At 72.1% G+C, this 18106-nt stretch carries 15 protein-coding genes; 9 read left to right on the top strand and 6 right to left on the bottom strand.

The genetic code is table 11. The features are described 5' to 3' along the window. Positions 1-40 precede the first annotated feature (40 nt). The 5 genes from AB0N27_RS11605 (at position 41) to serA (ending at position 8136) form a co-directional block, all read left to right on the top strand. The gene (locus AB0N27_RS11605; protein ID WP_364367042.1) at positions 41-2413 is read left to right on the top strand and encodes an EAL domain-containing protein; all 2373 of its coding nucleotides are present in this window, start codon (positions 41-43) and stop codon (positions 2411-2413) included. A 185-nt stretch (positions 2414-2598) separates the two neighbouring features. Then, the gene (locus AB0N27_RS11600; RefSeq protein WP_364367039.1) at positions 2599-4482 is read left to right on the top strand and encodes an acetolactate synthase large subunit; all 1884 of its coding nucleotides are present in this window, start codon (positions 2599-2601) and stop codon (positions 4480-4482) included. After that, positions 4482-4997 carry an acetolactate synthase small subunit gene (ilvN, locus tag AB0N27_RS11595; RefSeq protein ID WP_364367036.1) on the top strand — a complete coding sequence of 172 codons (516 nt, stop codon included), beginning with the start codon at positions 4482-4484 and terminating at the stop codon, positions 4995-4997. Before AB0N27_RS11600 ends, ilvN begins: the two co-directional genes overlap by 1 nt. A gap of 89 nt (positions 4998-5086) precedes the next feature. Beyond that, on the top strand, positions 5087-6100 hold the full coding sequence (ilvC, locus tag AB0N27_RS11590; protein WP_139586495.1) for a ketol-acid reductoisomerase: 1014 nt from the start codon (positions 5087-5089) through the stop codon (positions 6098-6100). 437 nt (positions 6101-6537) lie between these two features. Further along, positions 6538-8136, top strand: a complete 1599-nt coding sequence (serA, locus tag AB0N27_RS11585; RefSeq protein ID WP_364367032.1) for a phosphoglycerate dehydrogenase — start codon at positions 6538-6540, stop codon at positions 8134-8136. A gap of 82 nt (positions 8137-8218) precedes the next feature. Here the strand turns inward: serA and AB0N27_RS11580 are convergent, their stop codons facing one another. Continuing rightward, a complete protein-coding gene (locus AB0N27_RS11580) occupies positions 8219-8575 on the bottom strand; it encodes a hypothetical protein (RefSeq protein ID WP_139586497.1) in 357 nt (118 codons plus the stop codon). A 380-nt stretch (positions 8576-8955) separates the two neighbouring features. After that, positions 8956-9798 carry an FAD:protein FMN transferase gene (locus AB0N27_RS11575; RefSeq protein WP_364367028.1) on the bottom strand — a complete coding sequence of 281 codons (843 nt, stop codon included), beginning with the start codon at positions 9796-9798 and terminating at the stop codon, positions 8956-8958. 222 nt (positions 9799-10020) lie between these two features. Here AB0N27_RS11575 and AB0N27_RS11570 point away from each other — a divergent pair, with 222 nt between their 5' ends. Both AB0N27_RS11570 and AB0N27_RS11565 read left to right on the top strand, forming a co-directional pair. Further along, positions 10021-11052 (top strand): 3-isopropylmalate dehydrogenase, encoded by a 1032-nt coding sequence (locus AB0N27_RS11570; RefSeq protein WP_364367025.1) that lies wholly within the window; start codon positions 10021-10023, stop codon positions 11050-11052. A gap of 162 nt (positions 11053-11214) precedes the next feature. Continuing rightward, entirely contained in the window at positions 11215-12312 is a 1098-nt protein-coding gene (locus AB0N27_RS11565) for a branched-chain amino acid aminotransferase (RefSeq protein ID WP_364367022.1), read from the top strand. Positions 12313-12364: 52 nt separating this feature from the next. On the opposite strand, the gene AB0N27_RS11560 is transcribed toward AB0N27_RS11565, so the two are convergent. The 3 genes from AB0N27_RS11560 to AB0N27_RS11550 all read right to left on the bottom strand — a co-directional run bounded on the left by AB0N27_RS11560 (position 12365) and on the right by AB0N27_RS11550 (position 14281). Then, positions 12365-13111 carry a tyrosine-protein phosphatase gene (locus AB0N27_RS11560; protein WP_364367019.1) on the bottom strand — a complete coding sequence of 249 codons (747 nt, stop codon included), beginning with the start codon at positions 13109-13111 and terminating at the stop codon, positions 12365-12367. Positions 13112-13165: 54 nt separating this feature from the next. After that, positions 13166-13624, bottom strand: a complete 459-nt coding sequence (locus AB0N27_RS11555) for a PRC-barrel domain containing protein (RefSeq protein WP_364367016.1) — start codon at positions 13622-13624, stop codon at positions 13166-13168. A gap of 126 nt (positions 13625-13750) precedes the next feature. Continuing rightward, positions 13751-14281, bottom strand: a complete 531-nt coding sequence (locus AB0N27_RS11550; RefSeq protein WP_364370631.1) for a carboxymuconolactone decarboxylase family protein — start codon at positions 14279-14281, stop codon at positions 13751-13753. A gap of 321 nt (positions 14282-14602) precedes the next feature. Between AB0N27_RS11550 and cimA the strand changes: the two genes are divergently transcribed. Beyond that, on the top strand, positions 14603-16186 hold the full coding sequence (gene cimA, locus AB0N27_RS11545; RefSeq protein ID WP_364367013.1) for a citramalate synthase: 1584 nt from the start codon (positions 14603-14605) through the stop codon (positions 16184-16186). A gap of 38 nt (positions 16187-16224) precedes the next feature. On the opposite strand, the gene AB0N27_RS11540 is transcribed toward cimA, so the two are convergent. Then, positions 16225-17223, bottom strand: a complete 999-nt coding sequence (locus AB0N27_RS11540) for an endonuclease/exonuclease/phosphatase family protein (RefSeq protein WP_364367010.1) — start codon at positions 17221-17223, stop codon at positions 16225-16227. Between the two features lie 304 nt (positions 17224-17527). Between AB0N27_RS11540 and AB0N27_RS11535 the strand changes: the two genes are divergently transcribed. Then, positions 17528-18031 (top strand): hypothetical protein, encoded by a 504-nt coding sequence (locus AB0N27_RS11535; RefSeq protein WP_364367008.1) that lies wholly within the window; start codon positions 17528-17530, stop codon positions 18029-18031. The last annotated feature ends 75 nt before the right edge of the window (positions 18032-18106 follow it).

The raw sequence follows: 18106 nt of genomic DNA, 5'->3' as shown, positions 1-18106 counted from the left end.
GGTCCCCCACGGCGAGCGCTCATCCGGCACTCTGGAGGACGTGCATCTCCCCCCGGGCATGGTCGCGGTCGCGGCGCTGAGCGGCCTCGTCGCCGCGGTGGCCGTGGCCCTGCTGACCGCGGTGGTCACGCGCCGCAGCGGGCCCTGCCGGCCGGCGCACGTGCTCCTCGCGGTGGCCGCCGGGATCTCCCTGTCCAGCCTCGTGGTCGGCGTGGGGGCGGCGCTCGCCGCCAACGACCACTGGGCCCACGAGCAGGGGCAGCGCACCGGCTGGGCCACCATCGCGGCGATCGGCACGGCGGTGAGCGGGTTGGCGTTCGCGGCCGGTCTGCTCCGGCTGCCCGGGGTGGCCGCCACCGCTGCGGGGACCGCCCGCCTCGCCCTGGACGGCCTGACCGTGGCCGCCGCGCTGTGGTTCGTCGGCTGGGTGCTCTTCTCCGAACCGACCCGACTGCTCGGCGACGCCACTCCGATGGCCTGCCCCGCGATCCTGCTCGCCACGGTGAGCGCCGCGATCGGCGTCGGGCTCGCCGTGATCATCGTCTTCCGGGCCGCCGCGCCGCGTCGGCGGCTCGCCGTGCTCGGCGGCGGCATCAGCGCGGTGAGCGTCGGCGGCCTGGGTCTGAGCGCGGGGCTCTGCCAGGCCGGGCCGGTGCTGGCGATGGCCGGCGGGGCGGTGCTCGCCGCCGGCCTGCTGAGCGTCGCTCTCGCGGTGTACCGGGCCGACCGGCCGGGCCAGGTCGAGCTGGACCTGATCGGCCGCGACGGGGAGTACGCGCTCGCCCCGATGCTGGCGATGGCCGCCTCGGCGATGTACCACCTGCTCCAGGACGGCCGGTTCACGGCGCCGGGCATCGTGGCCGGCAGCGTGGAGGGCTTCGCCCTGGTGGCCCGCCAGTACCTGACGCTCAAGGACGTCCGGGACTACGCGGGTCGGTTGGCCGAGCGCGAGGCGCACTTCCGCGAGCTGGCGCACACCGATCCACTTACCGCGTTGGCCAACCGGCGCGGGCTGCTGCGCGCGCTGCACGACAGCGCGGCCGCTGGCACCCCGTGCGTCCTGCTCGGCCTCGACCTGGACGGTTTCAAGCACGTCAACGACATGCGCGGCCACGACGTGGGCGACGCCGTGCTGGCCGAGGTGGGTCGACGGCTGCGCGGCAACCTGCGCCCCGGCGACGTGGCGGCCCGGCTCGGCGGTGACGAGTTCGCCGTCCTCATGCAGGGCCGGCCGGCCGACGCGGACCGGGTCGCCGAGCGGCTGCTCGGGGTAATCAACAGGCCGTACGACCAGCCGGAGGGGCCGGTCTTCCTGTCGGTGAGCATCGGGGTGGCCGGTTGGGCCGACGAGCCGGACGTGGAGCTGCTGCTGCGCCACGCCGACCTGGCGCTGCGGTACGCCAAGCAGCGCGGCAAGAACCGGATCGAGCGGTACGACGCCGCCTACGACCAGCTGCTGCGCCGGCGGACCACGCTGGAGCACGAGCTGCGCGGCGCGATCGACCGCGACGAGCTGCGGCTGGCCTTCCAGCCGGTGGCGTCGCTGCCGTCGGTGCGTCCGGTCGGCGCCGAGGCGCTGCTGCGGTGGCACCATCCGGAGCTGGGCAACGTGCGCCCGGACGAGTTCATCCCCCTGGCCGAGGAGTGCGGGATGATCTCCACGCTCGGCGCGTGGGTGCTGCACCAGGCCTGCTACCAGCTGTCCCGTTGGCTGGCCGACGGGCACGATGTCTGGGTCTCGGTGAACGTGTCCCCGCGCGAGCTGCACGCTCCGGAGTACGTGGTGCAGGTCGCCGAGGCGCTGCGCGCCCACCACGTGCCGCCGCAGCGGCTGGTCCTGGAGGTCACCGAGCACGCGGTCGCCACCGACCTGGACGAGCTGATCCGCCGGCTGACCGCGTTGCGGCTGACCGGTGTGCGGATCGCGTTGGACGACTTCGGTGCCGGCTACTCCTCGCTGGGGCAGCTGCGTCGCCTGCCGATCGACATCCTGAAGATCGACCACAGTTTGGTGGCCGAGCACGAGCCGGTCCGCCCGGTGGGCAAGGACGGTCCGGCGTTCGCGCCGATGGTCGACATCGTGATGCGGCTCGGTCACCAGTTGGGGCTCGAGGTGATCGCCGAGGGGGTGACCACGCCCACCGAGTTGGCCGCGGTGGTGGCCGCCGGTTGCCGGTTCGGTCAGGGCGCGCTCTTCGGCTGGGGAGTGCCGGCGGAGCACCTGGAGGCGATGCTGGAGGCGGCGACGTCACCGGGTGCGCGTCCCGCTCCGCTGCCCACTCCACGCCGGGTCTCCGGCGGGTCCGGGCCTGTCAAACCGGCTGGTGATGGCGCGTCGCGGGCCGACGCGCCGTCCTCCGTTAACCAACATGTGGGATCAGTTGACTCATCGCGTGAGATGCGTCAGGCTTAGCCGCATGTCGTCCCGGTCGCTGCGAGTACTTACCTGAGCGCACTCTCCTCCATCGAGAGTGCGCTGGCCCCGTGCATCTGCACGAGGGCCGTTTTTATTGCCGTCGGAACCTGTCGCGACGGGCCCACCGCCCGGTCGCATCGCTGAACAAGCCCCAGCCGCTCCAGCCGAAGGCCAGACCCACAATGACGAGACCCACGCCCGAGACCCTCGCCCACACCGCCCGGCGGGCCCGCGCGTCCGCCGAGCCGGCCGCCGACGTCGACCAGACCGCCGCGCGCACCCCGGCCAGCCCGGCCACCCCGGCGGTACGCCCCACAGCTCCGGCCCAGGTGTCCGGCGCCGGCTCGCTGGTGCGGTCCCTCGAGGCGCTCGGCGTCGACGTCGTCTTCGGCATCCCGGGTGGCGCGATCCTGCCGGCGTACGACCCGCTCTACGACTCCAGCGTCCGGCACATCCTGGTCCGGCACGAGCAGGGCGCGGGGCACGCGGCGACCGGGTACGCGCAGGCGACCGGCAAGGTCGGCGTGTGCATCGCGACCTCCGGCCCGGGCGCGACGAACCTGGTCACGCCGATCGCCGACGCGTACATGGACTCGGTGGCGATGGTGGCGATCACCGGCCAGGTGGCCCGTGCGTCGATCGGCACGGACGCCTTCCAGGAGGCGGACATCCAGGGCATCACGCTGCCGATCACGAAGCACAACTTCCTCGTGCAGACCGCCGAGGAGATCCCGCAGGTGCTGGCCGAGGCGTTCCACCTGGCGAGCACCGGGCGGCCCGGGCCGGTGCTCGTCGACATCCCCAAGGACGTGCTCCAGGCGCCGACGACCTTCACCTGGCCGCCCACCCTCGACCTGCCCGGTTACCGGCCCACCCTGCACCCGCACGGCAAGCAGATCCGGGAGGCGGCCCGGCTGATGGCCGCCGCCCGCCGGCCGGTGCTCTACGTCGGCGGCGGGGTGCTCAAGGCCGGTGCCACCGACGGGCTGCGCCGGCTGGCCGAGCTGACCGGAATTCCGGTCGTCACCACGCTGATGGCCCTCGGCGCGTTCCCCGACTCGCATCGCCAGCACCTGGGGATGCCCGGCATGCACGGCACTGTCGCCGCGAACTACGGCATGCAGAAGGCGGATCTGATCGTCGCGCTGGGCGCCCGCTTCGACGACCGGGTCACCGGCAAACTGGACTCGTTCGCCCCTGACGCGACGGTGGTGCACGCCGACATCGACCCGGCGGAGATCGGCAAGAACCGGCACGCGGACGTCCCGATCGTGGGCGACGCCAGGCACGTCATCGACGAGTTGATCGCCGCGGTCACCGTCGAACGGTCGACGGGGCGCGGCACCGACCTCGGTGACTGGTGGACGCAGCTGGACGACCTGCGCAACCGCTACCCGCTGGGCTACGAGGAGCCGGCCGACGGCACGCTCTCCCCGCAGTACGTCATCAAGCGGCTGGGCGAGATCGTCGGCTCGGACGCGATCTTCGTGGCCGGGGTCGGCCAGCACCAGATGTGGGCGTCGCAGTTCATCTCCTACGAGAAGCCGTACACCTGGTTGAATTCCGGTGGTCTCGGCACGATGGGTTACGCGGTGCCGGCGGCCATGGGCGCCAAGGTCGGCATGCCGGACACGGTGGTGTGGGCGGTCGACGGGGACGGGTGCTTCCAGATGACCAACCAGGAGTTGGCCACCTGCGCGTTGGAGGGCATCCCGGTCAAGATCGCCGTGATCAACAACGGCAACCTCGGCATGGTCCGGCAGTGGCAGACGCTGTTCTACGACGAGCGGTACTCCAACACCGAACTGGGCACCCACAAGCACCGCATCCCCGACTTCGTCAAGCTCGCCGAGGCGTTGGGGTGCGTGGGGCTGCGCTGCGAGAACGCCGACGACGTGGACAAGACCATCGCCGCGGCCATGGAGATCAACGACGCCCCCGTGGTGATCGACTTCGTGGTCGGCAAGGACGCCATGGTCTGGCCGATGGTCGCCGCCGGCACCAGCAACGACGAGATCATGTTCGCCCGCGGCGTCCGCCCGGTCTTCGACGAGGATGACATCTGATGACGATGCACACCCTGTCCGTGCTCGTGGAGAACAAGCCAGGCGTTCTCGCCCGGGTCTCCGGCCTCTTCTCCCGGCGCGGGTTCAACATCGACAGCCTCGCCGTCGGCGAGACCGAGAACCCGGACGTCTCCCGGATCACCATCGTGGTCAACGCCGAGTCGTCCCCCCTGGAACAGGTCACCAAGCAGCTCAACAAGCTGGTCAACGTACTCAAGATCGTTGAGTTGGACCCGCAGGTCTCGGTGGCCCGCGAGTTGCTGCTGGTGAAGGTCCGCGCCGACCGGTCGGCGCGGACCCAGGTGCTGGAGACGGTCAACCTGTTCCGCGCCCGGGTGGTCGACGTCGCACCGGAGACGCTGACCATCGAGGCCACCGGCACCCCGGACAAGCTCGACGCGCTGCTGCGCGACCTCGAGCCCTTCGGCATCAAGGAAATGGTCCAGTCCGGGTTGGTGGCGATCGGGCGCGGCTCGCGTTCGATCACCGCCGGTCCCGCGCTGCGGGCCGCCTGACCTGCCGCTGGCCGGCTCCGGCGGGCCACGAACCCCATCCGCACAGACCACGACGGGCCACCGAGGCCGTCGTACGAAAGGGAAGTCTCATGAGCGTTGAGGTGTACTACGACGACGATGCCGACCTCGGCCTGATCCAGGCCAAGAAGGTCGCGGTGATCGGCTACGGCAGCCAGGGTCACGCCCACGCGCTGTCGCTGCGGGACTCCGGCGTCGACGTGGTGATCGGTCTGCCGGAGGGCTCCAAGAGTCGTCCCAAGGCCGAGGAGCAGGGCCTGCGGGTGGCCACGCCGGCGCAGGCCGCCGCCGAGGCCGATGTGATCATGGTGCTCGCACCGGACACCGCCCAGCGCAAGCTCTACGCCGAGTCCATCGAGCCGCACCTGGCTCCCGGCAAGGCGCTCTTCTTCGGCCACGGCTTCAACATCCGCTACGGCCTCATCAAGCCGCCGGCCGAGGTGGACGTGGCGATGGTCGCCCCGAAGGGCCCCGGCCACCTGGTCCGCCGCCAGTACGCCGACGGCAAGGGCGTGCCCTGTCTCGTCGCCGTCGAGCAGGACGCCAGCGGTAACGCCCTCGCCCTGGCCCTGGCGTACGCCAAGGGGATCGGCGGCACCCGTGCCGGCGCGATCCGCACCACCTTCACCGAGGAGACCGAGACCGACCTCTTCGGCGAGCAGGCGGTGCTCTGCGGTGGCGCGGCGGCCCTGGTGCAGACCGGTTTCGAGGTGCTCACCGAGGCGGGCTACGCCCCCGAGGTGGCCTACTTCGAGTGCCTGCACGAGTTGAAGCTGATCGTCGACCTGATGTACGAGGGCGGCATCGCCAAGATGCGGTACAGCATCTCCGACACCGCCGAGTACGGCGACCTCTCCCGCGGCCCGCGGATCATCGACGCCCGGGTCAAGGAGGAGATGCGCAAGATCCTCGGCGAGATCCAGTCCGGCGAGTTCGCCCGCGAGTGGGTCGCCGAGGACGAGGCGGGCCGGCCCAACTTCACCAAGTGGCAGGCCGAGGGTGCGGCGCACCCGATCGAGGAGACCGGCCGCAAGCTGCGCGGCATGATGAGCTGGGTGGACCGCCCGATCACCGAGACCGCCTGACCCCGCTCTGACAAACACGGTTCCACGGCCCCGGGCCGCGCTCTCCCCAGCGCACGCCCGGGGCCCCGCGCGGCCCACGCTCTCCCGCCCTGCCCCGCCTCTCCCGCCCTGCCCCGCCGATCTTGCACTTCTGAACGTCGATTTGTGGCCCCCTGCCCTTTGTGTCGGGGCAGAAAGCGCAAGATCGACGCAGGGTGGGGCGGGAAAGGCGAGGCGGGCGGGGCGTTTCGGGGTGGTGAACGGGGGATGTCCGGCGCCTCGCCGGGCGTGTGAGGGCACTCACCCCGGAGAGCGGAACACGCCAGGCAGCGCGGCCCCTACGATCGCGGGTAGGTGCGCAGAGCCGGCACCTGACGGCCACGGCACGGACCAGCGCGGGGCGCAGTGCGGCGCCCCGGCCGCCGAGCCGATCGCAAACACGACGTCTACGAGGACCGATGAATCCTGTCGTACTGATCGCCGAAGAACTCGCCCCCGCCGCCATCGAGGTGCTCGCCCACGACTTCGACGTCCGTCACGTCGACGGCACCGACCGTCCGGCCCTGCTCTCCGCGCTCTCCGAGGCCGACGCCGTCATCGTGCGCAGCGCGACCCAGATCGACGCCGAGGCGGTCGCCGCCGCGCCGCGACTCAAGGTGGTCGCCCGCGCGGGCGTCGGGCTGGACAACGTCGAGGTGCCGGCCGCCACCGCCCGGGGCGTCATGGTCGTCAACGCGCCCACCTCGAACATCGTCTCCGCCGCCGAGCAGGCCGTCGCGCTGCTGCTCGCGGTGGCCCGCAACACCGCGAGCGCCAGCGCCGCGCTGAAGGCGGGGGAGTGGAAGCGGTCCAAGTACACAGGTGTCGAGGTGCAGGGCAAGACCGTGGGCGTGGTCGGGCTCGGCCGCATCGGCGTGCTCTTCGCCCAGCGCATCGCCGCGTTCGGCACCCGGCTGATCGCGTACGACCCGTACATCCAGCCGGCGCGGGCCGCGCAGCTCGGCGTCCGCCTGGTCGGCCTGGACGAGCTGCTGCGCGAGAGCGACTTCATCTCGATCCACCTGCCGAAGACCCCCGAGACGGTGGGCCTGATCGGTGAGAAGGAACTGGCGATCGTCAAGCCGGGCGTCCGCATCGTCAACGCCGCCCGCGGTGGCCTGGTCGACGAGCAGGCCCTGGCCGACGCCATCGCCGAGGGCCGGGTCGCCGGCGCGGGCGTGGACGTGTACAGCAAGGAGCCCTGCACGTCCTCTCCGCTGTTCGCCTTCGACAACGTGGTGGCCACCCCGCACCTGGGTGCCTCCACCCACGAGGCGCAGGACAAGGCCGGCCTGGCGGTGGCCAAGAGCGTGAAGCTGGCGTTGCAGGGCGAGTTCGTTCCGGACGCCGTCAACGTGCAGGTCGGCGGCGTGGTCGCCGAGGACGTGCGGCCGCTGCTGCCGCTGGCCGAGAAGCTCGGCCGGGCGTTCACCGCTGTCGCCGGCGGCGTCGCCGCGAGCGTCACCGTCGAGGTTCGCGGCGAGATCGTCGCGCACGACGTGTCGGTGCTCAAGCTCGCCGCGACGAAGGGCCTGTTCAGCTCCGTGGTCGAGGAGCAGGTCACCTACGTCAACGCGCCGCACCTGGCCGCCGAGCGTGGCGTCGAGGTCACCCTGGCCAGTCTCGCCGAGACGGCGGAACAGCCCACCCTGGTCACCGTGCGCGGCGCGCTGCCGGACGGCCGGACGGTGAGCGTCTCCGGTACGGTCACCCACTCGGGCGCCCGCGACGTGCTGAAGCTGACCGAGGTGGACGGCTTCGACGTGGAGATCGGCGCGGAGGGCATCCTGCTCTTCCTCCGCTACGCCGACCGGCCGGGCGTCGTCGGCGTCGTCGGCACCCTGCTCGGCGAGTCGGGCATCAACATCGCCGCCATGCAGGTGGCCCGGCGCGAGGCGGGCGGCGAGACGCTCATGACGCTCACCGTCGACCAGGCGCTCGGCGCCGACCTGCTCACCTCGGCGGCCGAGTCGATCGGCGCGACGGCGGCCAGCGCCGCGGACCTGCGCGACGAGTAGTCACCGCAGCACCACGGGGGGCCCGGCGATCCGCCGGGCCCCTTCGTCGTACCCGGGGTGGGTGTGCCGCCGCCCGGTCGGGTCAGCCGGGCATCCGCGCCGGGGGCGGATAGACCGAGCCGTCCTGCGGGTCGAAGAGCATCAGCCCGTGTTCGCCGGCCAGCCGTTCGATGTCCAACAGCACCTGGTCCGGGCAGGTCGGATGCAGGTTCAGCTCGACGTGGTCGTGGGCGGCGTGCAGTGGCGCCCGTGCCCACGGGCTGTCCGGGCCGGGGTGCCGGTCCGGGTAGGAGGCGGTGATCGCCCGGTAGAAGGCGACCACTCGCGCGTCCGGGTAACGGTCCACGTGCCGCCCCTGCCGGCAACCGTCGACAGCTGCCCGCACGTCCTCGGGCGTCGCCCCGTCGTCCAGGGCCCACACACTCAGATCGAAACTCACGGCGGACAGCGTGCCATCCGGCGTTCACCATGTCGAAACTGCCTCGCCTCAGGCCAATCGCTGAACCGCCACGGTCCGTCCGGGACGGTCCGCTGTGGAGACTCTTGCGTCGAGTTGCGTCGATTCGCTAGCGTACGACTGCGGTCACTGGCCGAGTTCGCGGCGCCGGCCCGTCTTCGGGTGGCGCGGTCGACGTCCGGCCCGACCGGTCCGCACCCCTCGATTGTGCGAGCCACGCGCACTCGTCGCTGACCGGCCCCCACGGCCGTTGCCGAGGCTGTGGGGGCCGATCGCAGGCCCGACCGGCCGTCCGAGGGCGGCCGAGGTGCGAATCGGGCCGGAGCGCCGCGGGGAGACGACGCGGTGGGGCGACGTTCCGCTCAGCGCCGGTGGGCGAAGAGCGCCCGGTAGTCGGAGTTTCCCCGGAAGCAGCCCAGACCGGTGGGGCCGGCGGCGTACAGCGCGGTGGCGTAGGCGTCGGCGACCGTCAGGTCGGGGCCGACGACCGTCGCGGCGACGAGGTGGTCGGCCGGCTCGCCGGTGTGCGGGTCCACCACGTGCCCCTGCCGTCCGGTCACCCCGGAGGTGCCGACCGCACCGGCGGTCATCTCCAGCACCATCGGCGCGCGTTCGGGCGTGGTCGGGTGGTGCACGGCGACCCGCCACGGTCCGCCGTGCGGGGCGTGGCCACGGACCACCAGGTCCGCGCCGGTGAGCACGGCGTAGTCGTGGACGCCTGCGGCGCGCAGTCGCTCGGCGGCGCGTTCGACGGCCCAGCCGCCGAGCAGGCCACCGGGATCGAAGCCGCCCGGCACCGCCCAGGCGTCGAACCATCCGTCGGTGGCGGCGCGCATCGCCGCGCAGCGGTCCACCAGGTCCGCGAGCGGGGGGTACGAGTCGGGGCTGATCTCACCTCGGCGCAGCCGGGAGACCAGACTCTCCGGCCGGTTGGGGCCGTAGGTGAGGTCGATGGCGCGCAGCTCGGCGACGCTGTCCCGCAGGGCCTCGCCGACACCCCGACGGCCGAGCCACTCGGGAGCGTTGAGGATCAGGGTGTACTCGGCGGTGCCGGTGCGGACGGTGTGCCGTACGGCGATCCGGCCGTGGGTGGCGCCGGACGGGTCGACCCGGTGCCGCCGGCCGCCGAGCCGGAAATCCGGACGACGGTTGCGGAACGCTGACGGGTCCGGCCAGCGGGTACGCGGCTGCTCGTCGATGCGCATCGCATCTGCCCCCTCGCAGTTGGCGCCGCGTCGTCGCGACGCCCGTCGCGGGCCCCCTGACCCGCAGACCCTCACCCTAGGCAGCGGAGATGATCGCTCGATGAATCTTCGCTGAGAGGGTGCTGTGGATCCGCGCTTCCCAAATGGTGGAACCTTCGTACCGGGAGGCGGGACGGCGACGTACCGTGGCCGGACGGGCAGTCGAGACGTGGGGAGTTGGGCGTGGCGCGCATCGCGGTGGTGGCCGGGGACGGCATCGGGCCTGAGGTTGTCGCGCAGGCCCGCAAGGTCCTCGACGCGGTGCTGCCCGGCGTGCAGGCCACCGAGTACGACCTCGGCGCCGCCCGCTGGCACCGTACCGGAGAGGTGCTGCCCGACTCGGTCCTGGCCGAGCTGGCCGGGCACGACGCGATCCTGCTCGGCGCTGTCGGTGACCCGACGGTTCCGCCGGGTGTCCTGGAGCGCGGGCTGTTGCTCAAGCTCCGCTTCGCCTTCGACCAGTACGTCAACCTGCGTCCCTCCCGGCTCTGGCCCGGCGTCGCCGGTCCGCTCGGCAACGTCAAGCCCGGTGAGGTCGACCTGGTAGTGGTCCGCGAGGGCACCGAGGGGCTCTACGCGGGCGCGGGTGGCTCGCTGCACCGCGACACCCCGGCCGAGGTCGCCACCGAGGAGAGCCTCAACACCCGGCACGGCGTGGAGCGGGTGATCCGTGACGCGTTCGTCCGCGCCGGTCGCCGGGAGCGCCGCAAGGTCACGCTGGTGCACAAGACGAACGTGCTCACCCACGCCGGGTCGCTGTGGGCGCGCGCCTTCGACGCGGTCGCCGCCGAGCACCCGGACGTCGCCACCGAGTACCAGCACGTCGACGCGGCCGCGATGTTCCTTGTCACCCAGCCGCAGCGCTACGACGTGGTGGTCACCGACAACCTCTTCGGCGACATCCTCACCGACATCGCCGCCGCCGTCACCGGCGGTATCGGGCTGGCCGCGAGCGGCTGCATCAACCCCGAGGGGGCGTACCCCTCGATGTTCGAGCCGGTGCACGGCTCCGCGCCGGACATCGCCGGTCAGGGCGTCGCCGACCCGGTCGCCGCGGTGCTCTCTGTCGCGTTGCTGCTGGAGCAGCTCGGGCACGCCGAGGCCGCCACCCGGGTCAACGCGGCGGTCGCCGCCGAACTGGCCGGCCGGACGCCTGGTGTGGCACTGCGGACGGCCGAGGTCGGCGACCGGCTGGCGGCCCACGCCGTAGCCTGACCGCCCCGGCCCACCAGCGCCGGGGCGGTTTCCGCCTGTCCCGGGCACTCCGCCCCGCCCCGAGCGGCGCTACCCGCTGAACGACCGTTCGGGGTAAGTTTCTGGCACAGCCATGTCGGTGTGCGATCCCGCATGCCGTTGTCCCGCAGGGAGGTCAGCGCGATGAGCGGTGGTGACATGCTCGACTTCGAGATCCGTCCGAATCCCGCGCCGGTATCCGCCGCCGACCGGGCCGCCCTGCTGGTGAACCCCGGGTTCGGCCGGGTGTTCACCGATCACATGGTCACCGTCCGGTACGCGGACGGCAAGGGCTGGTACGACGCCCGGGTGGAGGCGCGGGGGCCGATCCCGATGGACCCGGCGAGCGCGGTCCTGCACTACGCGCAGGAGATCTTCGAAGGGCTGAAGGCGTACCGGACGGCAGACGGTGGCGTGACCATGTTCCGGCCGGACGCCAACGCCGCGCGGTTCGTCACGTCGGCGCAGCGGATGGCGATGCCGGTGCTGCCGCCCGAGGTCTTCGTCGACTCGCTGCACAGGCTCATCGAGATCGACAAGGACTGGATCCCGACCGGCGAGGACGGCAGCCTCTACCTGCGGCCGTTCATGTTCGCCAGTGAGGTCTTCCTCGGCGTCCGCCCGGCGAACGAATACCTGTACGTGGTGATCGCGTCGCCGGTCGGGGCGTACTTCACAGGCGGGGTCAAGCCGGTCACCGTCTGGGTCTCCCCGGATTACACCCGGGCCGCGCCCGGCGGCACCGGCGCCGCCAAGTGTGGCGGCAACTACGCCGCCTCCCTGGCCGCGCAGGCCGAGGCCATCGAGGCCGGGTGCGACCAGGTCGTCTTCCTGGACGCGGTGGAGCGTCGCTTCGTCGACGAGCTGGGCGGGATGAACGTCTTCTTCGTCTACGACGACGGCTCGGTGGTCACCCCGCCGCTTACCGGCACGATCCTGCCGGGCATCACCCGCGACGCGATCATGACGCTGGCCGGCGAGGCCGGGCACCGGGTCGAGGAGCGGCCTGTCTCCTTCGCCGACTGGCAGGCCGACGCGGCCAGCGGCCGGCTCCGCGAGGTCTTCGCCTGCGGCACTGCCGCGGTGATCACGCCGATCGGCGGGGTGCGCTTCCCGGACGGCGAGTTCCTCGTCGGCGGTGGCGAGCCGGGCCGGGTCACCATGTCGTTGCGCCAGCAGTTGGTCGACATCCAGCGGGGCAAGGCCGCCGACCCGCACGGGTGGGTGCGCCAGGTCCTCTGACCTCCACCGCTGACCGGCCCGTCCGTGCGGGCGGGCCGGTCAGCGTGGCAGGTCAGGCCTCGTCGAGCAGGTGCTCGCGCAGGGCCGCCAACTGCTCGTCGGTCACCCCGGCGTGGCGCAGGTACGCCTCGACCGAGCCGTGGCCCGCGCGCAGCTCGTCCAGGAAGATCTGCATCGCCTCGGCGGGCGAGGCAAGGAACGGTTTCGGCACCTCGCCCGCGTCCGGGAAGGTCGCGGCCAGCCAGGCACTGAACCGGGCCGACGCCTTGGTGCTGAGCGCGTAGTCCGCGACGACGTCCGCGTCGTCCACGCCCAGCACGGAGAGCGTCAACGCGCACACGATGCCTGTGCGGTCCTTGCCCGCGACGCAGTGCACCACCACCGGGGCGTTCGCGGAGTCCGCGATCAGTCCGATCGCCTCGGCCAGCCCGGCGGTGCCGGTCTGGGCCAGGTCGGCGTAGCGGTCCGCGAGGTAGCGCGCCAGATCGGTGCCGTCCTCGTGGGGTGTGCCAGCCCAGTCCTCGTGCTCCGGGTGGATGTGCCGGTAGGTGAGCCCCGGGTACGCAGGCACCCGACCGTCGCGCTCCACCTCACTGGGCCGGCGCAGGTCGATGACGGTGCGGACGCCGATCGCGGCGAACGCGTCGCGGTCCTGCTCGTCGAGGCGGTGCAGGGAGTCCGAGCGGTAGAGCCGCCCCCGGCGTACGGTGCGGCCGTCGTGGCCGACGTAGCCGCCGACGTCGCGGAAGTTGAAGGTCGCGGGCAACGGGATGTGTCGGTTGTCGTCGATGGCGTCCACGCTGACACGGTAACGGCCGGCGGGGTCCGCCCCCACCGGCCGTCGGCCCGATCGTCAGCGCGCGGTTCCGGGCGGGAGCGCGCCGTACGTCTCGTCGTAGTAGCCGCCCAGCCGGTCCCGGTAGGTCGGGTCGCTGTGGCTGGTCTCGTCGTACTCCGGGGCGGCCTTGATCTGGTCTCGGGTCCGGTCCACGGAGACGGTGCGCTGGTCGTGGTCGACCTGGTTGACGGTGCCCGCTGGCAGCATCACCTTCTTGCCGAAGATCCACGGGCCGGTGTCCACCACCAGGTAGCTGCCGTCCACCTCGTGGCTGGCGCTGTCGATCTTGCCGATTCCGCCGTCGCTGGCCTCGACCTTGTAGCCGACCAGGTCGGCGTCGGCCACCTCGGTCTGGTCCCGGTAGCGCCAGGGGTCGAAGGTGCCGGCCGGCGCGCCGCCGGCCACGGCGCCCTGGTCGCCGCCGCGCAGCGGGTCCGGCCCGGCGTGGGCGGCGTGCCTGTCGATCCTGTCCATGCCGTTCTCCTGACTGTCGCCGATCGGCTCGGCGGCGGTGGGTGCGGTGCCTCCCCGCAGGAGCTACCCGGCGGTCGGGGGCCGGAAACGGCACCGTGCCCACCGCGGCGTCGGGGCCGTACCGGCTCAGGCCAGTGCGGCCTCGGCGTCGAGGGTGACCGCGGCGGCGTGCACCACGGCGGAGATCCGCAGTGCCTCGTTCACCTGCTCAGGGGTGAAGCCGCTGTCGCGCAGCGTCTTCTCGTGCGACTCCAGGCAGATCCCGCAGCCGTTGATCGCCGACACGGCGAGGCACCACAGCTTGAAGTCGCCCTTGTCCACCCCGGGCCGGGCGACCATCCGCATCCGCAGTCGGGCGGGGATCGAGGCGTACCGCTCGTCGCCGATGAGGTGCTTGGCCCGGTAGTACGTGTTGGTCATCGCCATGACGGCGGCGGCGCCCTTGGCCGCCTCGACACCGTCCGGCCCGAGGTGACCGAGCGCCTCGGCGGCGATCTCGCGCAGCACCACCGGGTTGCGGGCGGCGACCGCGCAGGCAAGCGCCGTGCCCCAGGCCTGTACCGGAGTCAGGGTGGAGGTGCCGACGGTGGAGTCCAGGTTGAGCGCGATGTCCCTGGCGTACGCCGGCAGGGCTTCCCTTATCGCGTCCAGGCCCATGGTCAAGCCCCGGTGCGGTTGCGGAGAGTGGGCACGGGTCCTCCTCGATAGCGGCACGCGTACGCATGGTGCCACCGTGGGTGGCCAGGTGAGCGGTGAGACCGGTCACCGGCGGGCGAGCCACCCCCGGAAGCCACGCTCAGTGGTCATCCCGCGATATGGATAGGCCCTCCCAAAATCGGGGGAGGAGTGGCAGAGTAGCTGTCGTGACCAGCACCGCCCTGATTATTGCGACCTAGCGCGCCGGCTCTCCCCTCCGCCGAGCGCGCAGACCTCCCGCACCCGCGGGAGGTCTTTTTGTTGCTCCGAGAAAGGATCCTGATGACGTTCCAGGTCTACGACACGACGTTGCGCGACGGCGCCCAGCGTGAGGGGCTCACCTACTCGGTGGTCGACAAGCTGGCGGTGGCCCGGCTGCTCGACGAGTTCGGCGTCGGCTTCATCGAGGGCGGCTGGCCGGGAGCGGTGCCCAAGGACACCGAGTTCTTCCGCCGGGCGCGCACCGAACTGAGCCTGCGGCACGCCGTCCTCGTGGCCTTCGGCGCCACCCGCAAGGCAGGCGTCGCCGTCGCCGACGACCCCCAGGTTCGCGGCCTGCTGGACGCGCAGACCCCGGCGATCGCTCTGGTCGCCAAGGCCGACATCCGGCACGTCGAGCGCGCTCTGCGCACCACCGGCGCGGAGAACCTGGCGATGATCCACGACACCGTCAGCCACCTCGTGGCCGAGGGACGTCGGGTCTTCGTCGACGGTGAGCACTTCTTCGACGGCTACCGGCACGACCCGGCGTACGGCGCCGCGGTGGTGCAGACCGCGCTCTCCGCCGGCGCGGAACGCATGGTGCTCTGCGACACCAACGGCGGCATGCTGCCCTCCCAGGTGACCGCCGCGATCGTCGACCTCACCGACAAGCTCGGTGTCGACGCCGGTCTGCTCGGTATGCACGCGCAGAACGACACCTCCTGCGCGGTGGCCAACACCATCGCCGCCGTCGAGGCAGGCGTGCGCCACGTCCAGGGCACCGCCAACGGGTACGGCGAACGCCCCGGCAACGCGGACATCTTCGCCGTCGTCGCCAACCTCCAACTCAAGCTGGGCATGCCCGTCCTACCCGACGGCTGCCTGGCGCAGATGGTGCGGGTCTCGCACGCCATCGCCGAGATCGCCAACATCGCCCCCGACACCCACCAGGCGTACGCCGGGGCCGCCGCCTTCGCCCACAAGGCGGGGCTGCACGCGAGCGCGATCAAGGTCGACCCGTTGCTCTACAACCACGTGGACCCGTCGGTGGTGGGCAACGACATGCGGATCCTGGTGACCGAGATGGCCGGCCGGGCCAGCGTCGAGCTCAAGAGTCGGGAACTCGGCCTTGACCTGGCCGGCCGTCCGGAGGCACTGACCGCGGTCACCAGGCGGGTCAAGGAGCTGGAGGCCGGCGGCTGGTCGTTCGAGGCGGCCGACGCGTCGTTCGAGCTGCTCGTCCGCTCCGAGCTTCCCGAGGGCGGGCCGGCCCGACCGTTCGCCCTGGAGTCGTACCGGGTGCTTGTCGAGCACCGCGAGGACGGCGCGGTGGTCTCCGAGGCCACCGTGAAGATCCGGGTACGCGGCGAGCGGGTGATCGCCACCGCCGAGGGCAACGGCCCGGTCAACGCCCTCGACGAGGCGCTGCGGGTGGGGCTGGCCCGGCACTACCCGCAGTTGCGCGACTTCGAGCTGGCCGACTACAAGGTGCGCATCCTGGAGGGCAGCCACGGCACCGGCGCGGTCACCCGGGTCCTTCTGGAGACCGCCGACAGCGACGGCCGGGACTGGACCACGGTGGGGGTCCACCCCAACGTGGTGGAGGCGAGCTGGCACGCCCTGGTGGACGCCCTTACCTACGGACTGTCCCCGACCCGCGTCTGACCCCTCTCCCCGCCCGCCCCACCGGGCGGGCGGGGCGGTCAGCGGGCGGGGAGCGTGAGGGTGGCCAGGACGGGGCGGTGGTCGCTGCCGGGGAGGTCGTGCACCCGCACCGAGCCCACGGCGATGCGGCTGTCGACCAGGACGTGGTCGATGGTGACCGGGGGGATGAGGTCACCGTCGTACGGGCCCCAGGTGCCGGTGAGCCCCGCGCCTGTGGCGTCGGCGGCGTCCACGTAGCCGGTGCGCAGGAGGGCACGCAGTGGGCTGTGGTCGAGGGTGGCGTTGAAGTCCCCGGCGAGGATGCGCAGCTCACCGTCCCCGGTGGCCGGTGGCTGGGCGGTCAGGTCGGCTCGCCAGGCGCCCACCTGGTCCAGCGCGTACGGCGCGGAGGGGTGGGCCGACTCGACGCGTACCGGTGGTGCGCCGGGGACGGTCACGGTGCCGTACGCCTGGGTGAAGCCCCAGCCGCGCCGGTTGGTGCGGATGCCGGCGTCGCTGATCGGCCAGCGGGAGTAGAGCCCCGAGCCGGGGGTGCCCACCTGGGCGTTGAGGTTCCGGTAGGGCAGCAGGCGGTCGAGGCCGAGCCGGTCCAGGGCGGCCTGCGCGTCCGGGGTGAACTCCTGCACGGTGAGCACGTCGACCTGCCGGGTGCGGACCAGGTCGACGAGGGTCCGGGCGTCGGCGGCGCCGGCGAGCAGGTTCGCGGTGAGCAGCCGCAGGGTCGGCCCGGCCGCCGCCGGCTGCGGGGCGGGCAGCGCCCGGGGCACGACCAGGCCGAGCAGCGTCACGGCTGCCACTGCCGCAACCGCCGCCGGCCACCAGCGCCGCAGGGCGAGGGCGGCGGCGAGGGCCAGCACGCTCCATCCCGCGGCGTACGGGGTGAAGGCGAGGGCCTGCACCAGCGGCCCCCGGTCGAGGCCGGCGAGCCGGACAGTGGCCCAGGCGGCCACCGGGCCGACCGCCAACCAGCTGAGAACGGTGCCGACCCGCCGCAAGCGGCGTCGGATCGGCGGCGCCGCCCGGGTGTCCACGATCATGGCGGTCAGCGTAGCGGGACTCCCCGATGCATTTTGTGAATGTTTCTGCGCTCACATTTCACAATTGACTGACGGCTGACCGACAGTGCGTCAAAGTGAGATCAACTATTGACGATCAGCTTTTTACGGTGCTACGTTCCATCTGGCCTAAACGACGCAACTCTGAGTAGTAACTCCAGCTCAGGCGGGATGCAGATCGCAGAAGAATCCAATCCCGTAATGGTCGTGACCCTATTTTCAGGCAATCATCCGTCCCGCCCCGCGGGTCGGCCGAATTCGCACGGTCACACAAGGGGGACCTGTCATGAGCACATTCTTCCGACGTAAGGCGGCGGCGGTCACGTTCGCCGTTCTGGCGCTGACCCTGGCCGGGGGTGGGATCGCCGCCGCGCAGGCGTCGGCCAAGGCGCCGCAGGAGGCCGTCCAGCCGGCGGCACGCGGCACGAACGCCCAGCCGCCGGTGACGGCGGAGTCGGCACGCATGGCGAAGGCCGCGCTGAAGGCCAACACGACACTCGTCGCCACCACCACCACGATCGTCGTCAACTCCAACGGCACGAGGGCGCGGGGCACCGGCACCGTGATCAAGTACGGCGTCGGCCAGTACGAGGTCCAGTTCGGTTTCACCGTCTCGAACAGCGTCTACGTGGCCACCGTCGGCCGCGCTGACGCGTGCTGCATCCCGCCGGCCGGCGAGATCTCGGTCGCGCCCCGGCTCAGCACGCCGAACGCGGTCTTCGTGCAGACCCGCAACTCGGCCGGAACACCTACCGATCTCGGGTTCCACCTGGTCGTCCACACCGCCTGACCGAACTGATCCGGCCCCCGCGTCCCGCACGCGGGGGCCGGATCGCTTTTGATGATCGCGGACGTCGGGTGCATG

This window comes from Micromonospora sp. NPDC093244 (genome assembly GCF_040683695.1).
Lineage (GTDB): Bacteria > Actinomycetota > Actinomycetes > Mycobacteriales > Micromonosporaceae > Micromonospora.
This window is presented reverse-complemented; position numbering and strand designations above follow the sequence as displayed.

What these genes read in the sequence shown, in the direction of transcription:
- AB0N27_RS11600 (WP_364367039.1), top strand. Translation starts at nt 2,599, where the DNA reads ATGACGAGACCCACGCCCGAGACCCTCGCCCACACCGCCCGGCGGGCC.
- ilvN (WP_364367036.1), top strand. Translation starts at nt 4,482, where the DNA reads ATGACGATGCACACCCTGTCCGTGCTCGTGGAGAACAAGCCAGGCGTT.
- ilvC (WP_139586495.1), top strand. Translation starts at nt 5,087, where the DNA reads ATGAGCGTTGAGGTGTACTACGACGACGATGCCGACCTCGGCCTGATC.
- serA (WP_364367032.1), top strand. Translation starts at nt 6,538, where the DNA reads ATGAATCCTGTCGTACTGATCGCCGAAGAACTCGCCCCCGCCGCCATC.
- AB0N27_RS11575 (WP_364367028.1), bottom strand. Translation starts at nt 9,798, where the DNA reads ATGCGCATCGACGAGCAGCCGCGTACCCGCTGGCCGGACCCGTCAGCG.
- AB0N27_RS11565 (WP_364367022.1), top strand. Translation starts at nt 11,215, where the DNA reads ATGAGCGGTGGTGACATGCTCGACTTCGAGATCCGTCCGAATCCCGCG.
- AB0N27_RS11555 (WP_364367016.1), bottom strand. Translation starts at nt 13,624, where the DNA reads ATGGACAGGATCGACAGGCACGCCGCCCACGCCGGGCCGGACCCGCTG.
- AB0N27_RS11550 (WP_364370631.1), bottom strand. Translation starts at nt 14,281, where the DNA reads ATGGGCCTGGACGCGATAAGGGAAGCCCTGCCGGCGTACGCCAGGGAC.
- cimA (WP_364367013.1), top strand. Translation starts at nt 14,603, where the DNA reads ATGACGTTCCAGGTCTACGACACGACGTTGCGCGACGGCGCCCAGCGT.
- AB0N27_RS11540 (WP_364367010.1), bottom strand. Translation starts at nt 17,223, where the DNA reads ATGATCGTGGACACCCGGGCGGCGCCGCCGATCCGACGCCGCTTGCGG.
- AB0N27_RS11535 (WP_364367008.1), top strand. Translation starts at nt 17,528, where the DNA reads ATGAGCACATTCTTCCGACGTAAGGCGGCGGCGGTCACGTTCGCCGTT.